Raw genomic sequence first — 25,613 nt, 5'->3', positions numbered from 1 at the left:
ATCGCCGGATCTTCGCGCGCCCCCGCGCCCCAGGTCAACCGGCGCGCGGAGTGGCCGCGCGACGCCTGCGCGGGCCGATGTGCGGAACCGACGTGCGGAACCGACGTGCGGAACCGACGTGCGGAACCGATGTGCGGAACCGACGTGCGGAACCGATGTGCGGAACCGATGTGCGGAACCGACGTGCGGAACCGATATACGGAACCGACGTGCGGACCGACGCGCGGCACCTCCCCAGGGCGCCGGGATCACGCCGCCTCGAGCCATGGAGTCGCCCGGCCCAGGCTCCGCAGATCCCATGACCTCCACGCGACGTTTGATCCGTGCGCGCGAACGAGCTATCTCGGCATGTCCATGACGACAGCATCCCTGGCGGGCCACGGCGGCCCGGATGGCGCGCAGACGCCTCGGTTCATGGAGGTGAACGGAGCCCGGCTCGCCTGTGTGGAGCAAGGACAGGGCACCCCGGTGGTGTTCCTGCACGGGGCGGTCTCGGATCACCGCATGTGGGATCGGCATCGCGCCATCGTGGGAGAGCGGCACCGGGCCATCGCCTACAGCCAGCGCTATTTCGGGACCGGCGAGTGGGGCTCCAGCTGGCCCCCGCTCGGCGTGCAGACGCACACGGACGACCTTGTCGCGTTCCTTCGCGGCCTCGGCGCGGGCCCCGCGCACGTCGTCGCGTGGTCGTACGCCGGCCATGTGGTCCTGAGTGCCGCGCTGACTCACCCCGAGCTGATCAGGAGCGCTTTCATCTACGAGCCGGGGGTTCCCTCGTACGTGACCGATCCCGCCGAGCTGAGCGCCCTGAGGGACGACGTGAACGCCATGTTCGGCCCCATCTTCGGGGCGGTCCAGCGCGGTGACAGCAAGGAAGCCGTGAGGCTCCTGCTCGACGGCTCGGGCCAGCGCGAGGGGTATTTCGACGCTCAGTCCGCGGAGAGACAGACAGTCAATCTGGACAACGCGCGGACCATGCCGCTCCTCCTGTCGCAGCCCCGGCCGCCGGAGATCACCTGCGGCCAGCTGGCCAGCCTGAAGGTGCCGGTCACCATCGCCCATGGCGAGCTCTCCCGGCCGACGTTCGGCGTTGTTTCTCGCGCTGCCGCCCGCTGCATCCCCGGGCAGCACCTGGTGGTCCCCGGGGCCACGCACATGTGGCCCGAGGAGGACGCGGCCGCGTTCTGCGCCGCGGTGTTGAGCCGCATCAAGGAACGCTGATCGGCGCCGGCGCCGCCTGGCTCCCCGGCGGGGCGCTCCCGCTTCGCGTCGTTCACCGCCGGAGCAAGCGCGCCTCCTCACGCGCGAGGCGCGCGACGGCCGTCCAGTCGATCGGCGCCGCCTTCCGCGGAGCGGGGCCGAGCGAGGCCATGTTCTCCCACATGTCCTTCGTGCCGAAGAGCAGCTCGACCACGGCCAGGTCCTCGTTCCACGCGACGGGCACGAGGTCGTCGAGGCACGTCGTATCGACGACGGCCTCGGGGTCCTCGATGAACTGCGCCATCATCTGCGTACCGCAGGGCGCCGCGCCGGCGGTCTTCACGGGGGATTCGTACGCGACCCAGTGCGGGCTCCAGGGCACCGCCACGAACGTCTGATGGGGCGCGGTGAGCCTGTCCGCCACGCGCTCCGCCAGGCCGATGGGCGTTTGCGGGTCGAGCAGGCCGTTCATCGCCAGGATGGGCACGGTGAAGCTCGGCCACCCGTCCCAGAGCTGGTCGTGCGGATAGCGCGGCCAGATATCGTGGAGCTCGCCGAGCTCCAGCGCATCTTTCAGGCAGAAGCGCTGCGAGTCGCAGCGCGCCTGGAGCTCGGCCAGGGTAGGGGCGGGCTCTTCCCACAGCTCGGAGAGGGCCACGTGCGTCCCCAGGACGATCGAGTCCCGCGGCTCGCCTCCGTCGGTCTGCGAGAAAAGGTCGAGCAGCGTTTGCATGTAGTGACCGACCACCTGCACGTCGCCGTCGTCGCAGCGGTCGATGCGGTAAGCGAGCGGGAAGATGTGAGTCCGCAGGGCGCGTGACTGCGCGAAGATCGGAACGATGGATGTGAAGAGCGCGGCGTCGGTGCCGAGCTGCGAGCAGTGACCCCTCGAGAGCTTGCCGAGGAGCGCGTCGAGCTTCGCCCACGGGTCGACGCCGAGCTTCGCCCCGCAGACCGGATCGGCGGCGCAGATGGCCGACAGATCCCTCACCACCGGATCGAATTGCGTATCGTACCAGGACAGGTACTGCGCGCCCGGCGACATGACCGAGTCGAGGATCACGGCGTCTGCCCCGTCGGGGTGCGCCTGCAGGAAGCGAAGCGCGCGCGTCGTCCCGTAGGAGGCGCCATACAGGACCACCTTCTTGCCGGGCTCGCGCGTCAGGTCGATGAGCCGCGCGAGGTCCTCTGCGTCGGCTGACGTCGTGAAGCGCGCGAGATCGCCGCCCCATCTCGCCTTCACCACCTGGATGCAGGCGGGCCACTCCATCGCTGTGATCTCCGCGCCGCCCTCGGAGCTCGGGTCCTCCTGGACGGGGCATTCGAGGCGGCTCGAGGGCCCGACGCCGCGGTGCTCGAGCACGTACCAGTCGACGTCGGGCATGGCGCCCTGCCACAGCTGCTCGATGACGTCCTTGAACACGTAGCCGGAGCCGCCGGGGCCGCCTTGCAGGAGCCAGACCTGCGCCTTCGCCGCGCCGTCCGGCGCGAGGTGGCGCGATACGAAGATGGGGAGCGCCTCGCCGTCAAGCCTCGAGGGATCGAGCGGTAAGGGGACCGTGGCGCACTCGGAAATGAAGTCGCCCGGACAGCTCCCCCATGCGATCGCCGTGCTGCCGCCGGAGCCACCCGAGCCGCCCGAGCCGCTCATCTCGGCGCTGGCCTGGTCGTCGCGGTCAGCGCAGCCCGCAGCGAGCGCCGTGAGCCCGAGCGCCACGGGGAGCAGCCCCCGCCGAAGGATGTCTTGCATGTTCATGTTGGTGAACCTCGTGATCGCCGCAAGGGCCGCAGGTCGAGCGGCGCCCTCGTCGCGGTGGTGGTGACCAGGGCGCCGGCGGCGCCCGCGAAGGTGTGGTTGTCGAGCGCGATGTGGTGTGTTCCCGCTCGGCGTGGTTCTGCTCAACACCAGTGTCACTTCCAGCGGTAGCGGATCTCTCGCTGGAGGCCTTGGTCGGCGCCTCGCTCGACGTCGTGGGCGACGGGGTGAGGCGGTACGCCGTGAGGCAGCGGGAGCGCTGAGCCGGACAGGCATCTCCCCGGCGCTCGCGATCTCAGCCGAGCCGCCGAGCGCCTTGCGGCGCGCCCCCGCGGCAGGCGACCATGCCCCCTCCATCCCTTTGCCCGCCCGAGGAGGTCCTCGATCCATGAGCGAACGGCTGAACCTGATGTCCCCCGCGATGCTCGCCGACCCGTACCCCACCTACGCCGAGCTGCGGCGCGACGCGCCCGTGTGCCAGGTGGACCCGGGCGGCTTCTGGGCGGTGACCCGCCACGACGATGTCATCGCCGTCCTCAAGGACACCGAGCTGTTCTCCTCGGAGGGCTTCCGCGCCGCCACCAAGCCCGCGTGGCTCGGGCACAACCCGTTCGGCGACTCCATGATCGTCCTCGACCCGCCGGCGCACGGCCGCCTGCGCTCCCTCGTGAGCCGCGCCTTCACGCCCGCGGCCATGGCCCGGCTCGAGGCGCGCGTGCGCTTCTTCGCCGACGACCTCGCGGCGCGCCTGCCGCTCGGCGAGCCGGTCGACTGGGTCGAGGCGCTCGCCATGCCGCTGCCCGCGAGCGTCATCGGCGAGCTCCTCGGCCTGGACCCCTCGCTGCATCCGCGCTTCAAGCGCTGGACGGACGACCTCACCAGCATCAGCCCGGTCACGCCGGACATGACCGCGCGCATGGAGGAGATCCGCACCACGGTGCGCGAGGCCGAGCAGTACATGACCGAGGTGCTGGCCCGCCGCCGCCGCGAGCCCGCCGACGACATGGTGACAGACCTCCTGCGCGCCCAGGTGGAAGGCGAGTCCCTCACCGACGCGGAGCTCATGAGCTTCATGTTCCTGCTGCTCGTCGGCGGCCTGGAGACCACGGTGCACCTCCTGAGCCACACCGCGCTGCAGCTCATCGCGCACCCGGAGGTGCTCGATCGCGTGCGCGCGGATCCCGCGCTGATCCCGCGCCTCGTGGACGAGGTCCTGCGGTACGAGCCGCCGGTGCGGTCGGTGTACCGCGTCGCCACGGCCGACGCCGAGCTGAGCGGCGTGCGCATCCCCCGGGGCGCGAAGGTGCTGGTGGTGATCGGATCCGCCGCGCGCGACGAATCGCACTTCCCGGACGCGCACCGGTTCGACATCGGCCGCGGCGGGGTCACGAACGTGCCGTTCGGGCATGGCGTCCACTTCTGCCTGGGCGCGCCGCTCGCCCGGCTGGAGGCCCGGCTTCTGTTCACGGCGCTCCTGCCGCGCGTCCGCCGCTTCACCCAGGCGGGGCCGGTCGCGTGGCGGCGGTCGATCTCCGTGCGCGGCGTGACCTCGCTCCCGCTCGTGGCGCACCCGGCCTGAGCGCGCTCACAGCGAGCCCAGGAAGGCGACGAGGGCGTCGCGATCTTCCCTGGGGAGCGCCATGAAGCGCTGCCTCGCCGCGTCCGCCTCGCCGCCGTGCCACAGGATCGCCTCGACGACGTCCCGCGCGCGGCCGTCGTGCAGGAGCTGCGTGTGGCCGTTCACTGCCTCGAGCAGCCCGATGCCCCAGAGCGGCGGCGTCCGCCACTCGCGCGGCCCCGCCAGGTGATCGCCCGTCGACGTGTCCGCGAGCTCTTCTCCCATGTCGTGAAGGAGCAGATCGCTGAAGGGGTGGATGAGCTGCTCGCGCAGCTCGACGAACGGATGATGGCTGCCCGTCTTCATCGTCGGGACATGGCAGCTCGCGCACCCTGCCTGGCTGAAAAGCACCTCGCCGCGCTGGACCGCCGGATCCGCCGTGTCGCGGCGCGGCGGCACGCCGAGCATGCGCATGTAGGCCGACATCCTGTCGAGATCCTCGTCCGAGAGCTCCGGATCCCCGCGCGTGCCGGCCGCGCAGCCCGCCTGTTGCTCGCCGCACTCCTCCACCGGGAAGAGGCTCGTCGTCACGCCCATGTCGGCCACGAGCGCGTCGGCGACCTGGTGCGGCACGCTCACCTTGCCCGCCTTCCAGCCGAGACGCCCGATCCGCAAGATCCCCGAGGCGGGATCCGGGATCAGGTTCGGACGACCCGAGATGCCGTCCTGGTTGCAGTCCATCCCGTCCGCGCGCTCGAGCAGCGACTCCTCGGCGATCGCCTCGAGGAGGCCCATGCCCACGACCGGGCGGGCGACGCGGACCGAGTAGCTCGAGATCGGCCCCGCGGAGAGCCCGCTGAAGCTGAACGTGGGCTGCCGCAGGACATACGGTGTTCCGTCGGGGAACTGCCCGGGTTTGTCGGTATAGGCGAGGGTGGCCGTGCCCTCGCCGGGGCTCCCGTCGAGCCCCTTGTCCTGCAGCTGCCGGCCGTAGCTCGTGTCCCTCGAAGGCCCGCCGTCCGCGCCCGCCTCGGGGCCGAACAGCTTCACGACGGAGGTCGTCATCGCCTCGCCGGGCTCGGGCGGCGCGCCACGGCCGTTGTTGACGTGGCAGCCCGCGCACGCGGCCTGGTTCGAGAGAGGGCCCGCCTTGCCAGCCTGCTCGTCGAGGGCGGGATTGCCGCTCTCGCTGTGCTCACCGGTGGTGAAATCCGTGTGGAACAGGCGGCGCCCCTCCAGAAAGCGCTGGATCGAGCCCTCCTGGATGTTGAGCGCCATCTGCTCGTAGTAGAGGTGAGGCTCCTCGTGGATGTACGGGATCGTCCCGTCTCCGCCCGACAGGGCGGCGTCGTTCGGCTCGTCGAAGGGCGTCAGCTCGCCGCTGCCGACGCGGTAGCGGAACGTATCGCTGTAATAGCTGGTCCTCCCCTCGACGGTGGCCGGATCGAGGAACACCCCGAACTCGAACTCCAGCAGATCGCCCTCGCGGATCTCCCTGCCCTCCCTGGCGTTGCGGTCGACGACGAACTCCCAGTGGGTGCTCGTGATGCGGTCCATGCCGTTGTTCGAGTCGAACACGTTGCCTTCGCCCGAGTGCCAGCAACGGAAGTTGATGACGTTGTTGTCCGAGGTCTTCGCGCTCGGGAGCCAGGTGAACTTGACCGTGCTGCCGCCCGCCGGGATCGTGTCGTCGATGATGAACTTGTAGCTGCGGTTCTCGAAATAGCGCGGCTGAAACGGGCTGAACTCCTCCTCTTTCTCGTGGCGGCCGCGCACGCGCCCCGCCGCTTCGAGCGTGATCGTGCCGTCCGCGGCCCTCGTGGCGATCGGCCGGCCTCCCGTCGCCGCGGGGAACAGGGGAGAGATCTCGCCGGTCACGCCGGAGCATTCGCCGGGAGAGACTCCGTCGCTGCTGCAGGTCGCGGTGGGCGGCGCGCCCGACGAGAAGTAGGCGTAGATGGCCTCGACGTCCTCCGCCGCGATCGTCTGCGCGTCGAAGGCCGGCATGCGGTCCGAGCCTGTGCGCACCTGATCCGTGAACTCCTCCAGGGAGCCGTCGAAGGCGAACAGATCGGGGAACCCGCCGGTCGGCTTGCCATACGCGTCATGGCACCCGCCGCAGCTCTGCGCGAACGCCCGCGGCAGCGCCGGCCCTTCGCCCGTCTGCGCGCACGGAGCGCCGGGGGGATCGCCCCCGGACCCCGACCCCGGCGGGGGAGACCCAGGCGGGGGAGACCCGGGCGGGGGAGACAGCGCCGGATCGCCCGAGCACCCGAGCCCCGCTGCGCAGATCGCGAGCAGCCCGAGCGAGACAGTGAGACCCTGAGACACAAATCGACGTGAGCGGCTTTCGATCATCGCGCTTCGACCTCCGATATGGGCCCATCCATCAAGACCGTGATCACACGGGGGCTACCTGGGGCATCCCCTCAAATTCTTCGGAAAATTCACAGGGAGGCGGGGAGACGGGGAGGGAAGTCTTCAAAATACTCCCTGTCTCCCCGCCTCCCTGTTCAATTTCCCCGCTGGAAAGAGCTGCAACATGAGGGGATTCTTCAGGGGGCTACCGCAAGATCTCCTCGAGCAGCGCGTTCGGCGTGCCGCGGAGATCGTCGCCGAACGACGCGACGCCCAGGTCGTAGTACTGGTTCATGATCGTGAACCAGAGATCGCGAAGCTGGCGGTCGCTGCCGACCGCTTCGTAGGCGACGTGCGCGTCGTTCAGGAAGACGCCGTCGCCGCCCAGGAGGACGATGGGCAGGTCGTACGCGTCGTGATCGTGCGTGCGCATCTCGCTCATGTAGACCATGACCGAGTGATCGAGCACCGTCCCGTCGCCCTCGCGGATCGCGTCGAGGCGCTGCGCGAGCTGCGCCGTCTTCTGGCCGAGCCAGCAGTTGATCGCCGCGAAATCGAGGTTGCTCTCCGCGGCGATCTTGTAGCGGCCGTCCTGTGTCGCGCTGTCCAGGTTGCCGGGGCCGTGCTGACAGGCGTGGTAGTGCAGGCTGCTGCCTTCCCGGTACTCGAGGCCCACCTTCGCGCGGACGTCCGCCGGGATGCACCTGTACTCGAACTCGGAGCGCGCGTCGTCGAGCATGTGCGTGACGACGCGCGTCACGTCGCATTGAATGGCCATGACAATGAGATCGATCATGACGTTCGCGTGATCGTCGTGCTTGTATTCGCCGGCTTCGGTGCTGTCGTTCTCGTTGAGCCCCTCCTGCTGGCCCGGCGGCTCGGGGACGACCCCGGGCTCGCGGATCGGGTCGCAGCCCAGGCTGCCCGGGGTCATCGTCGACTGGATGCGGGTCACGTTCTTCTCGATCTCCCGCAGCGAATCCAGGTGTTGCTGGACGATCTTCCGATCCTCCGAGCCGACCTTGCTCATGAGCGAATTCGCGTCCGCGAGCACGGCGTCGATCACGCTCTTCTCGGTCGCCGCGCGGCGCTCCGCCTCGATCCTGGCCTGCTCGGCGGTCTGCCCGGCCACGGGCGCCGCGCCCGCCGCGCCCGCGTTGACGAGCGCGTCGAACACCGCCTTCGGGTTGACCGAGCGCTTGAGCGGCTCGCGCGGGCTCTTCCAGGAGACGGCCTGGTTGTACGCGTAGCTCCGCCCGTCGAAGAAGCCGGGCTTGACCCCGAGCCCCGTCTGCAGCGACGGGATGCGGGTCGCCTGCTCCGGCCCGGCCTTCTGGACGATGAGCTGGTCGACGGAGACGCCGTTGCCCACCCACTCGCCGAGGTCCTGCCCGAGGTCCCTCCCGAGCTGATCGGCGTCCACGCACGTCGACAGCGCGGCCGTGCAGCGCGAGTGGGACGGCTCGAGGGACGGGCTCTGCTCCTTGCTCCACGTGTAGTTGCCGAGGCGGCTTACCATCAGCATCTTCGACTTCACCGGCGCGAAGTGCTCGAGCACCCTCGGCAGCTTGAAATCGGCGCCCTTCAGCGTCTTGCCGAACGCGGGCGCCGTCTCCCACCAGTGATGCGGCGCCCCGTTCGGGAAGGTGCAGAGCAAGAAGCGCTTCGGCGTGCCGGCCTCCCCCGCGCGGGCGCCGCGCGGCGCGAGGCTCTCGAGCCACGGCAGCGCCAGACAGACGCCCGCACCCCGCAACAAGCTCCTGCGTGTCATCAAGCGTTTCATGTGCGCGTCGCTCCTTCGTGCCTGATCTCTTGCGGAAACAGCGCCTGTCGGCTCACCGTGCCTCGCCCCTGGCGGGGCGGAGGCGGAACGCCTCGCTCGTCACCACCTCCTTCACCAGATCGGCGATCGTCCCGCCGTCCCAGCGCGCGGTGATCTCCTCGAGCGCGGGCCTGTCCTCGGAGGTCGGGGTCCGGCGCAGGGCATAGGCGAAGAGCTGCTCGGAGGGGCAGGCCCCGGACCGGGCCTCTTTCTGGAGCTCCGGCAGGAGGCCGGAGATGTCCTGGAACTCCGTGCCATCGTACGTGCCGCTCGCGTCGATCGCGTCGCCGTTCGGGTACTCGGTCCGGTAGGCGCCGGTCGGATCGAAGTTCTCGAGGCTCAGCCCGATGGGGTCGAGCACGTCGTGGCAGCTCGCGCAATCGGGGGACTCGCGGTGCTTCTCGAGCTGCTCGCGGACGTTATCGATGGGGACCCCGTCCCCGCTCGCGACGCCGAGCTCCGGGATGTCCACGTTGGCGGGCGGCGCCATGGGCACGCAGAAGAGCTGCATCAGGATCGTCTTCGCGCGCGACGTGGGGGACGTCCGATCGGCGCGCGACGAGAGCGTCAGGAACGCGGGGAGCGTGAGGAACCCGCCGCGCCCACCCTCGGGGTCGTTCGCGTAGAGCGGCGCGAGCAGCGGGCTCTCCGGGTGGGGCGCCGTGAGGAACTCGGACCAGGGCCGCCCGCCGGTCGTGAAGTCTGCGAAGTAGGCGTTGGCCTGATCGAGGATCGCGCCCTTCAGATCGTCATTCCAGAGCGGGAACAGCGACGTATCGGCGTTGTGGCTGGGGAGCGTGCGGGTCCCGAGCCACTGCCCGAAGAAGTTCTGGAGGAACGCGGCGCTCTTCGGGTCGGCCAGCATCCGGTCCACCTGCGGCCGGAGCTCGTCCTCGGTGGCCAGCTCGTCGCGCTCCGCCGCGTCGAAGAGCGCCTCGTCAGGGAGCGAGCTCCAGAGCAGGTACGAGAGGCGCGAAGCGATCTCGTGGCCGTTGAGGGCGCCCGGCGCTCTCTTCGAGTCGGGGCCGATCTCGACCCTCAGGAGGAAGCTTGGCGATGTAAGCAGCGTCCGGACGACGTGCTGCACCGCCTCGACGGGGGACATCTCGAGGGCCGTCAGCGCGTCAGTGTACTGCGCCACGTAGCGCTCGACCTCTGCCTCCTGGAGCGGGCGCCGGAAGGCGCGCAGCCCGAAGCGCTCGATGATGTCGCGCGCGCATCCGGCGTCCGCGCGCTCTGCCGGGTCGCACACGAGGATCGCGGCGCGCTGCGCGTCGCTCGAGAAGGCGTCCGCGGCGAGCTCCTTCGCGGCGTCGTAATATCCCTGGACCAGGACCTGTGAGAGGCTCGAGAGCGCGCTCGCGTTCGCGTCGAAGCCCTTCGCGCCGGAGGCGGGAAAGCCGTCCGCGGGCCTCAGGCTCGTTCCGAGGAGGTGAGCGACTGTATTGTTGTACTCCGATGCCGTCATGTGGTGCAAAGGCATCCCACCTGGGTCGATGGCGGCGTCTTGCTCCGGATCACCGCTGGATCCGAGGACGCCTCCGAGGACGCCATTGCACGAGGTGCTCAGGAGACATGCGCCCGCGGCGAGCCATAGACTCGCGGTAAGTCGGTCAGGTCTGAACGTCATCGTCGGCTCCCGCGTGTGGAATCGGCAGTTTTCCCCTCGTGTCCGGCGCGCGCGGTTTTCGTGATCAAATCGACGCCATAGCTGCGCTAGGGTCATTCCATGTCGTGTACGCGGAAGACTGCAACGATGGTGTTGCTCCTCGGGCTTTCCTGCTGCGGGGCGGACGCGGAGATCGCGGTAGGTCGCATGAACCCGGCGGCAGCGGCGGGCGGTGGCAGCGGGGGCGGCAGCGGCAGCGGGGGCGGCGTCGGCAGCGGCGGCAACGGGGGCACCGGTGTCGCCCCTTGTGATGAGCTGCCGTCGGCGGCGCATCGGTACACGTTCGACGGTGAGGGGGCGGTCGTCGCCGATACGGTCGGCGACGCTGACGGCGAGGTCCTCGGGGGAGCGAGCCTCGATGGGGGAGGGGGGCTCGCGCTCGACGGCGAGGACGATTACGTCGATCTGCCCGCGGGGCTCCTGGCAGGCTTGCGCGACGTCACGGTCATGGCGTGGGTCGCCCGCGGCAGCGGGGGGGCGTACATGCGGATCGTCGACCTCGGGGTGGGCAGCGGCGGCGAGGATCCCCCCGAAGGCGATGGGAGCGTCGGGCGGTCATACCTTGCCATCACCCCCTCGACGGGCTTCGACGTGCGGGGGGTCGCCGCGCTCGCGAGCGACAGCGGCGCCGCGGGCCAGGTGGAGATCCCCACCGCGCTGAGCCTCGACGACGGCGAGACCCATCAGGTCGCCGTCGTCGTCGATGGCGAGGCGGCGGACATGGCCCTTTACGTGGATGGCGCGCTGCTCGGCCGCGCGACGGTCGGGTTCTCGCTCTCGGCGATCCAGGACGTGAACAACTGGCTCGGGCGGTCCCAGTTCGATCAGGATCCGTACTTCCACGGACGCTACGACGAGCTGCGCATTTACGGTGAGGCGCTGGCCGCCTGCGCGGTGGAGGCCGCCTGGAGCGCCGGCCCGGATCGGCCCTGAGGGTCAGGCCCTGAGGCTCAGAAGACCAGCGCGAGGCCGAGGCGAGCGCTGACGCCTGCGGCCGGGGGGCGATACACGGTCCCCTCGAGGTTCTCGACGATGAAGCGGGGCCGCTGCAGCGGGGCGACGGCGTGCAGCGCTCCCTCGACCCTCAGGGGAGGGGCGATGTCCGCTTCGATCAGCGACCCGAGCCCGATCGCGAAGATCGGCGCGGTGCGGTGGAAAGGCTCATCGACCTGCCGTCCCGTGGCCATGAGCCAGTGCTGGCGGCCGAGCGCGCAGAGGTACACGCGGACGGCGGGGTGCCCTAGGGCGCGCGCGCAGGTGTCGATCTCGAGGAACCAGAGCCGGAACTCGGCGCCAGCGGCTTGCCCGGCGATGCGGCCCGAGCTCGACGGCACCACGCCGGCCGCCCCGCCGGCGCGGAACCAGCCGCTGCGGATCGCGCCTCCCGCGGCGAGCCCGACGCCGAGCGTCGGGACGAGCGCCTGCTCGACGTGTGCGCTCAGCCAGAGCGCGCCGTCCACGTCGTGCTCTGCCGCGGGAGGGCGTTCCGTCGCGGGAGGGCGTTCCGTCACGGGAGGGCGGCCGGCCGCGCGAGGTCGCTCGGCCGCGCGAGGTCGATCGGATGCGGGTGGCGGTGGACGCGGCGCGCGCGCGAGGGGGGCGTCGGCCTCCTGGGGCTGCGCGGCGGCGTTCCGCGCGACAGCGTCGGGATCGATCGACATGGCGACGATGAGCGCCGCGGCCCGCGACATGGACGCGCAGTCGTCGCCATGGAGCACCCGCTCGCCGGGCGCCGGCCTGCGGATGCGCAGGGCGAGCCGGAGGCGCGCGTCGCCCTCGCGAGCGACGGCGATGTCGACCTCGATCGGCTGGCGCTGCTCTGATGCTCCCAGCAGGCGGACGATCTCGTTCCGGACCTCGTCTCCCGCGGGGCACCCGTCCGGCGCTTCCCATCGCAGATCGACGGCACGCGGCCCGGTGGGCGCCGCGATCGCGCGCGTGGGCAGGAGCGCCGCCGTGACGATCAGCGCTTGCAGGGCCGACGGGGCCCACCTCGAGACGTGCACCTGCGCACTCTACTCCTCCTGTCCGCACGCGGCGCGCACGCGGGTCGCGAGAGGCGAGCCCGGGCTCTGCGCGAGCAGCTTGGCCGCGATCGCCCTTCCGGGCGCCGCGCGACCGGAGCGGCAGAGCGCGATCGCGCGCGAGGCCTCGCGCTCGGTCGAGAGGACCCCCCGCGGAAACCGGCTGGCGTGCTCGTCGAGCTTCGAGAGCGCTTGCGCGAACTGGCCCGCCTGCAGCGCCTGCTGCGCGTCGCGCAGCAACGCGATCTCCGCGTCGAGCCCCTCGGGGCCGGGCTTCCCGGCGGCCGTCGCCGTGGGCGTGCGCGGTGCGGGCTTGCGCGCGGCGCCGTCCGCGGCTGGGGGCGCAGCGCTGAACCCGGCGGGAGCGCTGGCTCCGGCGGGCGCAGGCGTCCCGTCGGCGGGCGCGCTGCCCCCGGCGGGAGCGCTGGCCTCCGCGGGCGCGCTGGCCCCTGCTGGCGCGCTGGGTCTGGCGGGCGCAGGCGTCCCGTCGGCGAGCGCGGCGGCCTGCGGGCTTCGTGGCGCTGTGGCCGCGATCCTCGCCGCCTCCGGCGCGCTCGGCACGTCGTCCCGGGCCGGGAAGTAGAGCGCAGCGCCGGTCGCCAGGCCCACGACCAGCGTTGCGAGCCCGATCTTCAGCGGCGCGCCGAGCAGCGTGACGCCCGCCCCTTTCGCGGCCGCCGTGCTCACCTTCGCGGCCACGCCCGCGGCGGCGGGAGCTGCCGTCTCCACCGCCACCCCGGCGCCTGCGGGCCCGATGGCCCCGGCCCCCGCGGCGCCGGCCCCCGCGGCCCCGACCCCCGCGGCGCCGGCCCCCGCGGCGCTCTCGGCGCCCGTTGCCACGGCCGCGGCGGTCGCTCCGGCGATGCCGAGCCTCGCCCACACGGCCGCGCGCATCCGCCTCCGGTCGTCGTTCGTCGGCTCGTCCTCGTCGCGCAGGGCGTCCAGGAGCGCCTGCTCGCCAGCTCCCAGCTCACCCATGCCGGCCTCCCCGGATCCTGGCGTGGTGCCGGTGCACCGCGTCGGAAAATGCCTGTCGAGCGGCCCTGAGCCGCGCATAAACGGTGTTGATGTTCACCCCGATACCCTGCGCGATCTCCGTCGCCGGCATCTCTTCCAGCTCGGCGAGGATGAGCACCACGCGCTTCTCCTCGTCGAGCGACGCCAGGAGGTCGTGCGCCACGCGCGCGGCCTCCGCCCTCGTCATCGCCTCGTAGGGGCTGAGGTCGCTCGGCCCCGCGATCAGCTCCGGATCCAACGTTTCTCCCGCCCCGCGGTGGGTCGGGCTCTTGCGGCGCAGCGACCTCCGGTGCGCTTGCACGACATTGACCACGATCCCGAAGACCCATGTCTTCAGCGACGAGCGGCCCCGGAACTCCGGGAGCCGCCGGTGCACGACCACGAACACCTCCTGGCACACGTCCTCGTGCGCCGAGGCCTCCACGCCGAGGCGGCGTACGGTCCGCCAGACGAAGGGGAAGGTCTCCTCGTACACCGCGGCGAAGTCGAGCGGCGCGGCCTGGACGCCGGGCGCGGGCACGGCGGGGACCGCGGCCGGGACCGGGCCGGCGGGCGGAGGCGTCGACGGAGCGACCGCCGCGCGGGCGGTCACGGGCTGCACCCCTCCGCGTGGGGCAGCGAGACGTAGAGCTCGCCGAGCGCGGTGAGCTCGCCGCTCGCGCCGAGCAGGTCCACGTTGGGGATCGCCTCGGTTCGCCCGGAGAACCAGGCGTACCGGAAGACATCGGGATCCGATTCGAGGAGGGGGACCGCTTCTCGCATGTACGCTGCCTGCGCCTCGGGCGACCGATCCGCGCCGTCTCCGCACGAGAACTCGGTCAGCCAGATCGGGCGCCCGTAGCGTTTGAGCTCGCCGAGGTACCACTCGAGCGCCGGCCTGTCACAAGCGTACCAGTGCGCCGCGATGAAATCGACGCGGCAGCCTTCGCACGCGGCGAAGAAGGCGTCGAGGTACGCGAACGGATCGGTCTCGTGGCAGCCGCCCCCGCAGAAGTTCACGGCCGGCGAGACGATCTGGAGCCCCTTCTCGTCCGCGATCTCCTCGATGCGCGGCCACAGCGCCGCGGCCTCGGCGGCGGACAGGTTGGCCTGAGAGAAGAAGTTCGGCTCGTTGAACGCGAGCAGGTACTTCGCCCCGCTCGGGATCGCCGCCTTGACCTGGCCGGCGTCGAAGTTGCCGCCCCAGACCATCGGTACGAACTCGACGCCGAGGTCGACGTAGTCGCCCCCCCGGAGCTCCTGGTCGGGGACGGTCGCCCAGTTGTACCACCAGCCGACGCTGGCCGAGAGGGCCGAGAGGTCGGCGACCGAGTGGTGGCCGTACGCGACCCCGCGCTTGCACGGGCGCGCCGCGGCCGCGCTGCCGCCATCGCCAGTGCTGCCGCCATCGCCGGTGCTGCCGCCATCGCCGGTGCTGCCGCCGTCGCCGGAGCTGCCGCCGTCGCCGGAGCTGCCGCCGTCGCCGGAGCTGCCGCCGTCGCCCGCACCGGCGCTGTGCCCGGCCTCACCCCCCGTGCCGCCTGGGCCCACGGGGCCCGCGCCGCCGCTACCCGAGCTGGTCGATTCAAGGAAACTTCCAGCACCACCGTCCCCGGCCGTGCTCGCGTGGAACGCTCCCTCCCCGCAGGCGGCGGACAGGAGGGGCGCGATCAGGGGGAGGATGCCGCAGAGGAGGGGTCTGGGGGCTCGGTGCATGGCTCGAGGGGGCTGGTGACCGGAGCCGCCCCGATCCGTGATGAAAAATGGAGGGATGGGGATGCGGAGGGGCCCGGGGGCCCACGCCCGTCCGGTTGTGCCTTCCGCTGCTGTCCATGAACCCGGCGCAGGGCTCCCTCGAACGTGACGTCCAAGAGGTACGATCCACTGATTCGCCTACAAAAACCAACAGATCCAACGAGCTCAAGCCGGCGATGCTGCCTGGCTCGGTGCGCATGGCGACGGGCTTCATCCCGGCCTTTGCAGGCGATCACGCCGAGGCCGGGATGATGGGCATGCTGCACCTCACGCCGCGAGGGGCGGCGCGGTCAGGGGAGGTATCGCTCAGGGGCTGCCGGGGCCGGGGAAGTCCACGCCCCACCAGTAGTGGTCGCGGAACTCGTTCCAGAGCGCCGCGCGCGTCTGCCCGGTCTCGGTGACGAAGACGCTCTCGTCGTACGGGAGCGCGTCGTACGGCGCGAGGCTCCTGTTGAATGCCGGGATGAACCCGGGCTTCTTGAACTGCTCGATCCAGAGGAGGAACGTCGCCATCTCGCCGTCGTTCTGCACGAAGTTCCCGGCGGTCCGGACGGTGAGGTCGTGATGCCCCGCGCGCAGGCGCATGGAGTCGGCGAGCCCCTCGATGATGTATCCGTTGCCGGTCCCCACGTCGTCGAGCTGATAGACGTGCGCGAGCTCGTGGTAGAGCACGCCGAGGATGACGTGCCGCACGTCGTCGCCGTTGGTGTACCGTTCGTTGATCCAGTACGCGTTGAAACCCACCGTGGCCACATCGCCGCTGTAGCTCGTCCAGGCGGCCCCCGTCCCGTCGACAACATCGACGTACAGGGTGTTCCTCCGCTTCCAGAACGCGCCGGGCTGCGTATAGAGCCCCTCGATCACCTCGCGCGAGATCTCGCGCACGTCCCGCTCGAAGGCGCTGCCGACCGCGTCGTTGAAGCGCTGTCCGCCCGGGGTCGCGGACAGGTTCCGGTACTGGACCGTCTGCGGCAGGACGGCGCGGTACGGATCGTCGGTCCGCAGGAGCTCGATCTCGCTGAGGTGCAGGACGGAGGTGTCGCTCGTGAAGTTGAACCGGTACTTCTTGTAGGCCGTGGTGTTGTTGATGAAGTAATGGTTGCGCTGGAACCTGTTCCTGAAGCTCTGGCCCGCGCGGGTGTCGAGCGTGGTCCAGGCCACGCCGTCGTTGGAGCCCTGGAGCGTCCAGGACTTCGGATCGCGCGCGGGGAGGTTGTTCGCGGAGGTGATGGCGTACCCGTCGATCGTGAACGCGGTGGGCAGCTCGTAGCGGATCCAGCCGGTGCTGCTGGACGTGAGCCACTTGCTGATCGGCCGGCCGTCGAAGGCCCTCGCCGCGGTCTCCTGCGGGGCGTTCTCGCCGCTCGCGGTGATCACGGGCGGAGGCGGCAGGACCGGCGTGCCGGGCGACCCGTAGAGCGCGAGCTCGGAGAGCTGGATCTCGCCCCAACCCCCGAAGTTCTGCTGAATCTCGAGGCGGAACTTCCGGTACGCCTGCGCGCCGGAGACCGTGTACGATTTCGTCTGGAAACGCGCCGAGAAGCTCTCGTTCGAGCGGGTGTCGAGCGCGGTCCACGTCAAGCCGTCGTTCGAGCCGAGGAGCCGCCACGCGCGCGGATCGCGCTCCGGATAGTCGTTCGCCGAGGAGATGCTGTACGAGCCGAGCACGTACGCCTCGTTGTTCGGCGAGTCGTACTGGAGGAAGCCCTGGCCCGCGAAGATGAGCCATTTCGTCCCGACGTCCTCGTCGAAGGCCTTCTCGATCCGCTCGCTCGCGGGAGAGTCGTAGGTGCTTGCATAGAAGGTGCCGCCCTCGAGCCTCTCGTCCACGAGCGCCTGCTCGGCGGACTCGATGTCGCCGTCGCCGAGCTCCTCGCCGACGACGCACGCCGAGAGCGCCGCAAGGGTCGCGAGGGCTGCTGTGTATTGAAGAACTTTTCTCATCGCCTTTGTCTTCCTTTTCTGTTCGGAGCGCCCGGGGCCAGCGCGAGCGACGTCCTCGCACGCCAGGCCAAGAGCGCCGGACTGCCTCGGGTCGGCCAGATACGCCCTGCAGGCCATACCGCCTCGACGAGGCGCGCAGATCCCGGGGATTCACCCGTGGATGCATGCCCGCCGGGCGCGACGATCTTCCGGCGTCCCGTGTTCTCCCGGAGAGGCCTATCGATTCAACAAGAGGAGCGCCGCGCTGCGCGAAGCGCGCTGTCCAACCTGGCAGAGCGCCAATATGGCACCTCGTGTCGGGGGCGCAAGGTCGCGCTGGTGAAGGATCGTTGAGCCACAGACCCCGGCGTGACGATCACGCCGTCGACCATGGCACATACAGTCCTTAACAGAGCGGATTCACGCTTTTTGACGCGAGCGCAAGGCGACACATTTGTTACACGAGCACCACATGAAGAGAGTGGACGCCGCCCGCCGTTGGGCAATACTCGGCACCCTCATGGCGCCGCTTCTTGTAAGCAGGAGACCGCGTTCGACGAGACGTATGAAATCCACCACGATGACACGCCGATCGAGGTGACGGACTCGGTGATCGAGTGAGCCAGAGGAGGCGCTACGGGTCGCCAGTCGGCGTCACCGTCGCCGCCTCGATCATGAGCACCACGGTCTTTTCCGCCGCGCGTGTGCGGTGCAAGACCCCTCTGGGTACCGTGTAGCCCATGTGCTTGCCCAGCGTCACCGTTCCCCGGCCGTCGACGTCGAGGCAGAGCTCGCCCTCGAGCACCACGAAGCACTCGTCTTCGGCGTCGTGCTTGTGCCAATGGTACTCGCCGCGAAAGATGCCGAGGCGCACCAGGGCATCGTTCACCCGCGTCAAGGTCTGGTTGAACCACGGTTCGTGGGCAGCCACCTCGGCCGGAATGTCGATGGGCGTCAGAGCGCCGTACTTGTTGTCCATGCGCGTGACGTAGCGATCGTCGAGATTCGTGGTCATGGCGAGGCCTCCTCGCCGCGGAACGTAGGCGCCCCCGGCTGCCCCGTCTCGTACGGGCGAAACCCCGCTGGTACGTTCGCAACCTCGGCGGTACGCTCGTGCCGATGTCTTGCCGTCGCGCCCCGCAAGAGCTGCCGCTCCCGGCGCGTCGCGAGTACATGACGGGCGAGGCGTCGCTGCGCGGGCTGCGGCTCGCCGTCGCCCTCTACCCAGGCGGCATGCGCATCGGCGAGCACGCGCACGAGAAGCCTTCGCTCACCGCGATCGCAGGCGGCGGGCTCGTCGAGGTTCAGCACCGCGGCGCGCGCCCCGCGAGCTGCGAGCCGGGCGCCGTCGTGTTGCGCCCCGCGGGAGAGCCCCACGCGAACGACATCTCGAGCGCGGGCGTCGTCAACGTCGAGCTCGAGATCGACCCCGCGTTCCTGGAGGAGTGCGGCCTCCGCATCGAGCGCGCGGCGGTCCTCGCGCGCCCCGCCGTGACGGCCCTCGCGTCCCGTCTGCGGCGAGAGCTCGGCGCGAGCGACCGCGCGAAGGCCCTGCTCGTCGAGGGGCTGGCCCTCGAGATGCTGGCGCTGTCGCTCGCGAACGACGGCAGGCGCCCGGCGTCGCCCCCGGCGTGGCTCTCTCGCGCCCACGAGCGGCTCCGCACCGAGTTCCGCGAGAAGCTCACGATCGCGGCGCTCGCGGCCGATGCCGGCCTGCACCCGGTGTATTTCGCCCGTGCGTTCCGTGAAGCGTACGGCGTCGCGCCCGGCGAGCTGCTGCGCAAGCTCCGCATCGAGTGGGCGGCCGCCGAGCTCGTGCGCCGGCCGGCGCGCTCCGTCGCGCGGATCGCCTCGGACGCGGGGTACTGCGATCACAGCCATTTCGCGCGCGCGTTCGCCGCGATGACCGGCCGCAGCCCGCTCGCCCATCGCGCGGCGTTCGCGCGGCGCCCGGCAGCGCCGGGCGGCGCTGCCCCCTCCGAGCGCGCGAAGGCTCGAGCGAAGGCCGATCCGGGCCGGTAGCTGCCGCGCGTCCGCCGCTTCACCCAGGCGGGGCCGGTCGCCTGGTCGCGGTCGATCTCCCTGCGCGGGGTGACCTCGCTCCCCCTCGTGGCGCACCCGGCCCGAGCGCGCTCACCAGCTTCTTTGAAAATGAAAGTGAATTTCATTTACATCCTGAAGGACCAGTGCTACTTCGGACGTCCCGTCGAGCCTCGCTCGCCGGGACATCCAGGGTTGAGGCAGGGATGACCAGGAGCTTCTTGGCGTGCGCGCTGGTGCCGACTCTGGTGCTCGCTGGGCGCGCGCCGCGCCCGGAGCGCCGAGGAGGCCGTCCTCTGGCCATGGCGGCGAGGCCGACCCCTCGCGCGCGGCGTTCCGCGCGCTCCCTGCCGCCGAGCGCGCCGCCGTGCTCCTTCTCGTGGGTTCGCTCCGAGCCGGGATGAGGTGATTCGATGACCCCTGCCTTCGCCGCCGAAGATCTCCTCTCCACCGACGCCTACGGCCTCGTGCGCGCCAGGTACCGCGGCCACATCATCGAGCTGAAGCGCCGGCGCCGCGTGACCGTCGGGCGCCACGTCTCGGTCCTGTTCGAGTCGCGCGAGACGGTCCTCTACCACATCCAGGAGCTGCTCTGGCTCGAGCGCCCCGTGAGGCCCGAGCGCGTCGCGGAGGAGGTCGCGGAATACGACCGCCTCATCCCGAGGGCCGGTGAGATCACCGCCACGCTCATGATCCAGGGCGGCCCCTGGCTCGCGGGTCAGGCCCTGATCGAGGGCCTCGTCGCGGGGCAAGCCGTGGTGCTGCTGATGCTCGGCGGGCGGAGGGTCGCCGCCGAGCTGCTCTCCCCCGTGCACGAGCCCTCTTGCCCCGTGCAATACCTGCGGTTCCCGCTCGACCGCGACGCCGCCCGCGCGCTGCTCGAGCGGAGCGTGGATGTCCACCTGGGCGTCCACTACGCGGGCGAGCTCGAGACCGTCGCGCTCCCGCGCGAGACGGTGGACGAGCTCGCCCTGGGCCTCGGCGCGGACAGCACGCCGGTCGCCCGCGCTCCCATGCTGTCGTCTGTCGCCGATCTTCGGTGAAAGGAATGGATATGACCGTGCTGGTGGGAAAAAAAGCCCCTGACTTCTCCTGCGCCGCTGTCCTGCCGGACGGCTCGATCAACGCCGCGTTCCGCTTCTCCAAGGCCATCGAGTCGAAATATGGTCTCCTTGTGTTCTATCCTCTCGACTTCACCTTCGTCTGCCCCTCGGAGCTGATCGCGCTCGATCACCGGGTCGAGGCGCTCCGCGAGCGCAACGTCGAGGTCATCGGGGTCTCGATCGACTCTGAATACACGCACCACGCCTGGCGCGAGACCCCCGTGGAGCGCGGCGGCATCGGGCCGGTCCGCTTCACCCTGGCAGCCGACGTGAAGCACGAGATCTGCCGCGCCTACGGCGTCGAGAACGACGACGGCGTCGCCCTTCGCGCGGCGTTCCTCGTCGACCGGGACGGCGTCGTGCGCTCCGCGATCGTCAATGACCTGCCGCTCGGGCGCAACATGGACGAGCTGATCCGGCTGGTCGACGCGCTCCAGTTTCACGAGCAGCACGGCGAGGTCTGCCCGGCCGGGTGGCGGAAAGGCGAGCGCGGCATGACGGCCTCGACCGCGGGTGTGGCCGCCTATCTCTCCGAGCACGCCGAGCAGCTCTGACCGGCTCGCCCGCCCACCGCAGGAGGCGCCAGCCCCCGGGCATGGCGCGGGCGAGCGCGCAGCGCGCCCGGCCTGCGCGCGCGGGGCGCGCTCACCAGCGGGTCCATCGCGAGATGCGCTGCACGCGGGTGTACACGCTGCCGTCGTCCGAGAGCCCGTACGACGTCGCGACGACGGTCTCCATGTGCGGGCCCCAGCCCTCGTCGGCGATCGGCTCGTCGTCGTCCGCGCCGAGGTTGTAGACGAAGCAGTTCCCGTAGTGCTGCGTGACGCCCGCGTAGGCGCTCGAGCAGTTGCCGTCGCCCTTCGTGTCCCTGTCGAAGTCCGCCGACGCCCACCCGGTGCCGAACTGCCAGTCGAAGAGATTGCCGTCCCCGGCCACGCGGATCGGCGTGAGCAGGTGCATGTCCTCCGTATCGATGCCCTCGGCGGTCGCGCGCATCACCTCGGCGACGGTGCCCGCGATGTCCTCGACCTCATCGCGGTATTCCCGGCCGGCGACGTACAGGGAGGGCTGGTAATGGTTGCCGTCGATCGACGGCTCCCCCTTGGCGGTGAGCCGGTCGTCATACAGGACCTTCCAGAACGGGAGCGTCGCGCCGTCCGCCGATCCGACGCTGTTGTAGACGAGCGCCCACCTGTCGCCGTCCGCCGGCTCACCGCAGTGGACCTGCAGCGGCTCCTCCGGGCCGTCCCCGTCGAGGTCGAGCGTGTAGACGCCGCCCGGGGCGCTCGCGGGCACGTCGCCACACCGCGCGTAGACGCACCCTGAGCTCGCCTCCTCGGCGCAATCCGCGGGCGGGCCGCCGCCGGCCCCGCCGCCGCCGGGGTCGTCACCGCCCGTCCCGGCGCCCGTCGCGAGGTGATAGGGCTTATCGAGCCCGGCGAGCGCCGTACACCCGCAGGCCAGGAGGCACCACGTCGCCCACACCCATGTCGCGGACCCGCTCTTCATCCCGCCTCGTCTTCCCGCCGCGTCACCTCGTCCGGCCCTGATTGGCGATGACCCACGCCGCGCGGACGCTACCGCCTCACCACTGGCTTTGCAAGCGAGCCCGCGCTCCGCGCGAGCGCGCCGCGGCAAGCCACGGCCTCGGGGACAGCGCGGGGAGCGGCTACAGGAAGAACGGGATGTCGTCGACCGAGACGTCGAATGCCTGCCTGGGCCGGAACTTGAGCTGGATGCCCCAGATCTGCGTCAGGTCGATCGCTTCGAACCGCTGGCCCCATCCAGGCTGCTCGAGCTCCGAGAACGGGATCACGTGGCATCTCCAGCAGGACGTCAGCTCGATGGCGGCGGGGAAATTGTCGTTGCACATGCCCGCATCGCCCCGAGCTCGGCCGCACCCCTGAGATCTCCTGGCGTCCTGGCGGGATCTCCTTTCGAGTCGGCTAGAGCAGCTCTGCCGTTCACGGCTCCTTGGCGAGCGTCGGTTCGGTCAGAGAGCGCACCTTCTTCAGCTGCTGAGCTGGCCTGCATCGCAGCGTGCCTGTGTGCGCTGCGCTCACGAGGCTCACCACGTGCGACAAAAGTTGTCATACGGTGTCGCGCCCGAGAAGAAAAGATCCACGGGCCTGCCCAGCTGAGCGAAGCTGGTTGCTTGCGACTGCGTCGGTTTCGACGACGCGGTCAAGCGAGGAAGGTGTATGCGCGTCTCTCGAATCGTCGCGGCTGTGGGCATGTTATGGTTCTCCGGCGCCTGTGGCTCGGGTGACAGCACCGGTTCAGGCGGACAAGGCGGCATGTCGGCGACCTCCGCGGGCGCGACCGACGGTAGCTCGTCGAGCGGCGGATCCGGCGGGGCCACCTCCGGGGGCGCCGGGATGGGCGGCAGCGGCGCTGCCGGCGGGGCGACCGGCTCCGGGGAAGGCGGCGCCGGCGGGGTCGGCGCGACGGGGCCCGCAGGCTCTGGCGGGGCGGGCGCGACCGGGGCGGGCGGCGCGGAGGCGGCGGGCTCTGGCGGGGCGGGCGCGACCGGCGCCGGAGGCGCGGAGACAGCCGGCGCGGGCGCGACCGGCGGGGGCGGCGCCGACACCGGGGTCGAGGTGCCGACCTGCGAGCCTTACGGCAACGCGTGCGCGAGCTCCGGCGATTGCTGCTCCGGCATCTGCGACAGCGCCACGAGCACCTGCGCCTCGCCGCTCAGCGTCTGCCTGGGGCCGAGCGCGGCCTGCGACGAGCCCTCCGACTGCTGCAGCCTCAACTGCACCGCGGGCAGGTGCGGCGCCGCCGCCTGCCTCGTCGACGGATCCGACTGCGCGGAAGGCGGAACCGCCTGCTGCAGCGGGATGTGCGTCGACGGGACGTGCAGCGACATCAACGGCGACGCCGCGTGCCAGACCGGCGGCAACCTGTGCACGGAGGACAGCCAGTGTTGCTCCCGGCTCTGCGGCCGAGACGGCCGCTGCGTCCTGAACTCCTCGTTCTGTGTGCAGCGCGACGACGTCTGCACGAGCAACAGCGACTGCTGTACCGGCGTGTGCGTGAAGGCGAGCGCGTCCGACGCGGCGGGCCACTGCGGCGCCGAGCCGGCTACGGCCACCCGCTGCAGCAGCGGCGGCATCGACGGCGCCGTCTGCGATAGCTGCGGATTCTGCTGCAGCCGCGTCTGCGCCCCTTATGGCCCGACCGGGATCGCCGTCTGCCAGCCGCCGAGCGGCTGCCGCGTGAACGGCGCGCTGTGCCGGCGCAACGAGGACTGCTGCGGCGGCGACCCCACCGCCGATCTGCCGGGCGCAGGCAACGTGATCTGCGACACGTCCGATGACCCGGCCGGCGAGATCGGCCGCTGCCGCAACCCCACGGGCTGCACGCCCCAGGGCGGCGTCTGCCACTTCAAGGACAGCTATTGCTCGGACACGTCCACCAGCGCTCCCAACAACTGCTGCAATTACCTGGGCAGCGCCAGCAACTGCCGGCTCGACGCGCTCGGCGTGCCGCGCTGCAACGCCCTGACGGCGTGCCGCGAGACCGGCGACGACTGCTCCTCGTCCGACGACTGCTGCGACGGCGCGCCCTGCGTGCCGAACGCCGACGGGCGGCTGCAGTGCTACGGCGCCCCCGGCGAGCCCCCGCCGCGGTGCGTCTCGGAGGGCGGCGCCTGCACGAACAACGGCGACTGCTGCGTCGGGACCACCTGCGAGCTCGATCCGGGCGACGGCTCGGGCACGTGCACGACCCCGGGCTCGTCGTCGTCTGCGGGCACCGGCGGCGGCAGCACGAGCGCGACCGGCGGCGCGGGCAGCACGAGCGCGACCGGCGGCACCGGCGGCGCGGGCAGCACGAGCGCGACCGGCGGCGCCGGCGGCGCGGACAGCACGAGCGCGACCGGCGGCACCGGCGGCGCGGGCGGCAGCCCGCCGACGTACTGCGCCGAGTACGGACAGCTCTGCAGCGCGACGTCCGAGTGCTGCAACGCCGGGGCAGTGCAGTGTTACAACGGCATCTGCCGCATTCCCCCGGGATAACGCAGTGTGCGAGCTCGTTCACTCGTGTCGAGGAGAATGGATATGAACGGCAACATGCGCGAGATATGCGCTCGCTCCTTGTTCCTGACGTCCCTTGGGCTGCTGGGCTGGGCGCTCGCGTCCGGCTGCTCGGGATCGAAGGGCGGGACGCGCGACGACGGTGACACCTCCGGCAGCGGCGGCGCCGGCGGGATGACCTCCAGCGGGACGGACTCCGGCGGAACGGCCGGAGGAGATCCCTCGCTCGGCGGCGGCTTCATGGGCCCCGGCGTGAGCGGGAGCGGTGGCGACGGCGGGGACGGCGGCAACTGCGGCGGCCAGCAGGTCGACGCGCAGCCGCGGCAGGTGCACCTCGTGCTCCTGCTCGATCGGTCGGAGAGCATGACGAAGAGCTGGGGAGAGAGCGACCGCTGGACGATGATGAAGAGCGCCATCGGGTCGGCGCTCGACGCCATCCAGGACAGGATGTCCGTCGGGCTTCAGGTCTTTCCTTCCGACGACCACTGCGGCCTGGAGCCGGGCACGGGCCTGAGCGTCGCGGTGGCTCCGGGCGAGACCGCGGTCCCAGCCATCAAGGGCCAGCTCGACGCGACCGCCCCCGGCGGCGCCACGCCGACCGCGGACGCCCTCTCGCGCGCGCTGCAGTACCTCACGGCGGGCGCCGGCAGCGCGCTCGAGGGCGACAGGTACGTCCTGCTGGCCACCGACGGGGGCCCCAACTGCGGTCACGACCCAGCCCCGAGCTGCGCGGCCGCGACCTGCACCACGAACATCGATGGGGACTGTCCGATGGTCGTGGAGAACTGCTGCGCCGGGGCCGCGGCGGACGCGTGCCTCGACGACGCGCGCACCGTGCAGCAGGTGAAGGACCTGAGCGCGGCCGGTATCAGGACCTTCGTCGTCGGCATCCCCGGCACGACCGCCTACGCCAACGTGCTGGACGAGCTCGCCGTGCAGGGCGGGACGGCCACGGCGGAGACCTCGCCCCGCTACTTCGAGGTGGTGGATGCGGCGGGCCTCGGCGAGACGCTGATCAGCATCACCAGGGACCTCGTGCGGAGCTGCGAGCTGGCCTTGCAGTCCGAGCCGCCGGACCGCGCGAAGGTGAACGTCTTCATCGATGATGAGGTGCTGCCGAAGCCGGGCGACGACGGCTGGGACTACGACGATTCGACGACCCCGCCGACCATCGTGATCAAGGGCGCCACTTGCGAGCACGTGAAGTCGGTGGGCGCCGAGAGCGTCCGCGTCGAGTTCGGCTGCCCCACCGTCGAGGAGCCGCGCTGACCCGCGTCGGGTCCTCGCCCGCCCGGCGCATCTCCTGATCGATCACTCTCCTCATCTCAGGTGTAGCCCGCCTCGCATGGAGCGTCGCGGCATACGCGCG

The 25,613-nt window shown here is 71.1% G+C and carries 20 protein-coding genes; 8 read left to right on the top strand and 12 right to left on the bottom strand.

Annotated elements, in window-relative coordinates; all coding sequences use genetic code 11:
- Nucleotides 1–354: 354 nt before the first annotated feature.
- Nucleotides 355–1,221, top strand: a complete 867-nt coding sequence (locus WME89_RS25610) for an alpha/beta fold hydrolase (RefSeq protein WP_438011696.1) — start codon at nucleotides 355–357, stop codon at nucleotides 1,219–1,221.
- 52 nt (nucleotides 1,222–1,273) lie between these two features.
- On the opposite strand, the gene WME89_RS25605 is transcribed toward WME89_RS25610, so the two are convergent.
- On the bottom strand, nucleotides 1,274–2,956 hold the full coding sequence (locus tag WME89_RS25605; RefSeq protein WP_438011695.1) for an alpha/beta fold hydrolase: 1,683 nt from the start codon (nucleotides 2,954–2,956) through the stop codon (nucleotides 1,274–1,276).
- A 388-nt stretch (nucleotides 2,957–3,344) separates the two neighbouring features.
- On the opposite strand from WME89_RS25605, the gene WME89_RS25600 reads away from it, so the two are divergent.
- A complete protein-coding gene (locus tag WME89_RS25600) occupies nucleotides 3,345–4,535 on the top strand; it encodes a cytochrome P450 (protein ID WP_438011694.1) in 1,191 nt (396 codons plus the stop codon).
- A 6-nt stretch (nucleotides 4,536–4,541) separates the two neighbouring features.
- On the opposite strand, the gene WME89_RS25595 is transcribed toward WME89_RS25600, so the two are convergent.
- From WME89_RS25595 to WME89_RS25585, 3 genes are all read right to left on the bottom strand, one after another.
- The gene (locus WME89_RS25595) at nucleotides 4,542–6,845 is read right to left on the bottom strand and encodes a di-heme oxidoredictase family protein (RefSeq protein ID WP_438011693.1); all 2,304 of its coding nucleotides are present in this window, start codon (nucleotides 6,843–6,845) and stop codon (nucleotides 4,542–4,544) included.
- A 232-nt stretch (nucleotides 6,846–7,077) separates the two neighbouring features.
- A complete protein-coding gene (locus WME89_RS25590; RefSeq protein ID WP_438011692.1) occupies nucleotides 7,078–8,655 on the bottom strand; it encodes a DUF1552 domain-containing protein in 1,578 nt (525 codons plus the stop codon).
- A gap of 52 nt (nucleotides 8,656–8,707) precedes the next feature.
- Entirely contained in the window at nucleotides 8,708–10,162 is a 1,455-nt protein-coding gene (locus WME89_RS25585) for a DUF1592 domain-containing protein (protein ID WP_438011691.1), read from the bottom strand.
- Between the two features lie 288 nt (nucleotides 10,163–10,450).
- Between WME89_RS25585 and WME89_RS25580 the strand changes: the two genes are divergently transcribed.
- Nucleotides 10,451–11,296, top strand: a complete 846-nt coding sequence (locus WME89_RS25580; RefSeq protein ID WP_438011690.1) for a LamG domain-containing protein — start codon at nucleotides 10,451–10,453, stop codon at nucleotides 11,294–11,296.
- Between the two features lie 17 nt (nucleotides 11,297–11,313).
- Here WME89_RS25580 and WME89_RS25575 read toward each other — a convergent pair whose 3' ends face one another.
- The 6 genes from WME89_RS25575 to WME89_RS25550 form a co-directional block, all read right to left on the bottom strand.
- The gene (locus WME89_RS25575; RefSeq protein WP_438011689.1) at nucleotides 11,314–12,369 is read right to left on the bottom strand and encodes a hypothetical protein; all 1,056 of its coding nucleotides are present in this window, start codon (nucleotides 12,367–12,369) and stop codon (nucleotides 11,314–11,316) included.
- A 9-nt stretch (nucleotides 12,370–12,378) separates the two neighbouring features.
- Nucleotides 12,379–13,365 (bottom strand): hypothetical protein, encoded by a 987-nt coding sequence (locus WME89_RS25570; protein WP_438011688.1) that lies wholly within the window; start codon nucleotides 13,363–13,365, stop codon nucleotides 12,379–12,381.
- Complete coding sequence (locus WME89_RS25565) at nucleotides 13,358–13,996, bottom strand: RNA polymerase sigma factor (RefSeq protein ID WP_438011687.1); 639 nt, start codon at nucleotides 13,994–13,996, stop codon at nucleotides 13,358–13,360. Before WME89_RS25565 ends, WME89_RS25570 begins: the two co-directional genes overlap by 8 nt.
- Nucleotides 13,993–15,099: a glycoside hydrolase family protein gene (locus WME89_RS25560; protein ID WP_438011686.1), complete on the bottom strand. Its 1,107-nt coding sequence runs from the start codon at nucleotides 15,097–15,099 to the stop codon at nucleotides 13,993–13,995. Before WME89_RS25560 ends, WME89_RS25565 begins: the two co-directional genes overlap by 4 nt.
- 345 nt (nucleotides 15,100–15,444) lie before the next feature.
- Nucleotides 15,445–17,082 carry a basic secretory protein-like protein gene (locus tag WME89_RS25555; RefSeq protein WP_438011685.1) on the bottom strand — a complete coding sequence of 546 codons (1,638 nt, stop codon included), beginning with the start codon at nucleotides 17,080–17,082 and terminating at the stop codon, nucleotides 15,445–15,447.
- Nucleotides 17,083–17,695: 613 nt separating this feature from the next.
- Nucleotides 17,696–18,076: a cupin domain-containing protein gene (locus tag WME89_RS25550; RefSeq protein WP_438011684.1), complete on the bottom strand. Its 381-nt coding sequence runs from the start codon at nucleotides 18,074–18,076 to the stop codon at nucleotides 17,696–17,698.
- 104 nt (nucleotides 18,077–18,180) lie between these two features.
- Between WME89_RS25550 and WME89_RS25545 the strand changes: the two genes are divergently transcribed.
- The 3 genes from WME89_RS25545 to WME89_RS25535 all read left to right on the top strand — a co-directional run bounded on the left by WME89_RS25545 (nucleotide 18,181) and on the right by WME89_RS25535 (nucleotide 20,758).
- Nucleotides 18,181–19,083 (top strand): AraC family transcriptional regulator, encoded by a 903-nt coding sequence (locus WME89_RS25545; protein ID WP_438011683.1) that lies wholly within the window; start codon nucleotides 18,181–18,183, stop codon nucleotides 19,081–19,083.
- A gap of 431 nt (nucleotides 19,084–19,514) precedes the next feature.
- Complete coding sequence (locus WME89_RS25540; RefSeq protein WP_438011682.1) at nucleotides 19,515–20,144, top strand: DUF3501 family protein; 630 nt, start codon at nucleotides 19,515–19,517, stop codon at nucleotides 20,142–20,144.
- An 11-nt stretch (nucleotides 20,145–20,155) separates the two neighbouring features.
- Nucleotides 20,156–20,758, top strand: coding sequence for a peroxiredoxin (locus WME89_RS25535; RefSeq protein ID WP_438011681.1), 603 nt, complete (start codon nucleotides 20,156–20,158; stop codon nucleotides 20,756–20,758).
- Between the two features lie 91 nt (nucleotides 20,759–20,849).
- On the opposite strand, the gene WME89_RS25530 is transcribed toward WME89_RS25535, so the two are convergent.
- Together WME89_RS25530 and WME89_RS25525 are read right to left on the bottom strand one after the other, a co-directional pair.
- A complete protein-coding gene (locus WME89_RS25530) occupies nucleotides 20,850–21,713 on the bottom strand; it encodes a fibrinogen-like YCDxxxxGGGW domain-containing protein (protein WP_438011680.1) in 864 nt (287 codons plus the stop codon).
- 160 nt (nucleotides 21,714–21,873) lie between these two features.
- Nucleotides 21,874–22,077 carry a hypothetical protein gene (locus WME89_RS25525; RefSeq protein ID WP_438011679.1) on the bottom strand — a complete coding sequence of 68 codons (204 nt, stop codon included), beginning with the start codon at nucleotides 22,075–22,077 and terminating at the stop codon, nucleotides 21,874–21,876.
- 424 nt (nucleotides 22,078–22,501) lie between these two features.
- On the opposite strand from WME89_RS25525, the gene WME89_RS25520 reads away from it, so the two are divergent.
- Both WME89_RS25520 and WME89_RS25515 read left to right on the top strand, forming a co-directional pair.
- Nucleotides 22,502–24,226, top strand: a complete 1,725-nt coding sequence (locus tag WME89_RS25520) for a hypothetical protein (RefSeq protein ID WP_438011678.1) — start codon at nucleotides 22,502–22,504, stop codon at nucleotides 24,224–24,226.
- A 42-nt stretch (nucleotides 24,227–24,268) separates the two neighbouring features.
- Nucleotides 24,269–25,513 carry a VWA domain-containing protein gene (locus WME89_RS25515; protein WP_438011677.1) on the top strand — a complete coding sequence of 415 codons (1,245 nt, stop codon included), beginning with the start codon at nucleotides 24,269–24,271 and terminating at the stop codon, nucleotides 25,511–25,513.
- Nucleotides 25,514–25,613: the final 100 nt, after the last annotated feature.

Source organism: Sorangium sp. So ce321, from assembly GCF_051530195.1.
Classification (GTDB): domain Bacteria; phylum Myxococcota_A; class Polyangia; order Polyangiales; family Polyangiaceae; genus Sorangium.
Note: the sequence above shows the minus strand (reverse complement) of the source record. Positions and strands in the feature narration are given on the sequence as shown.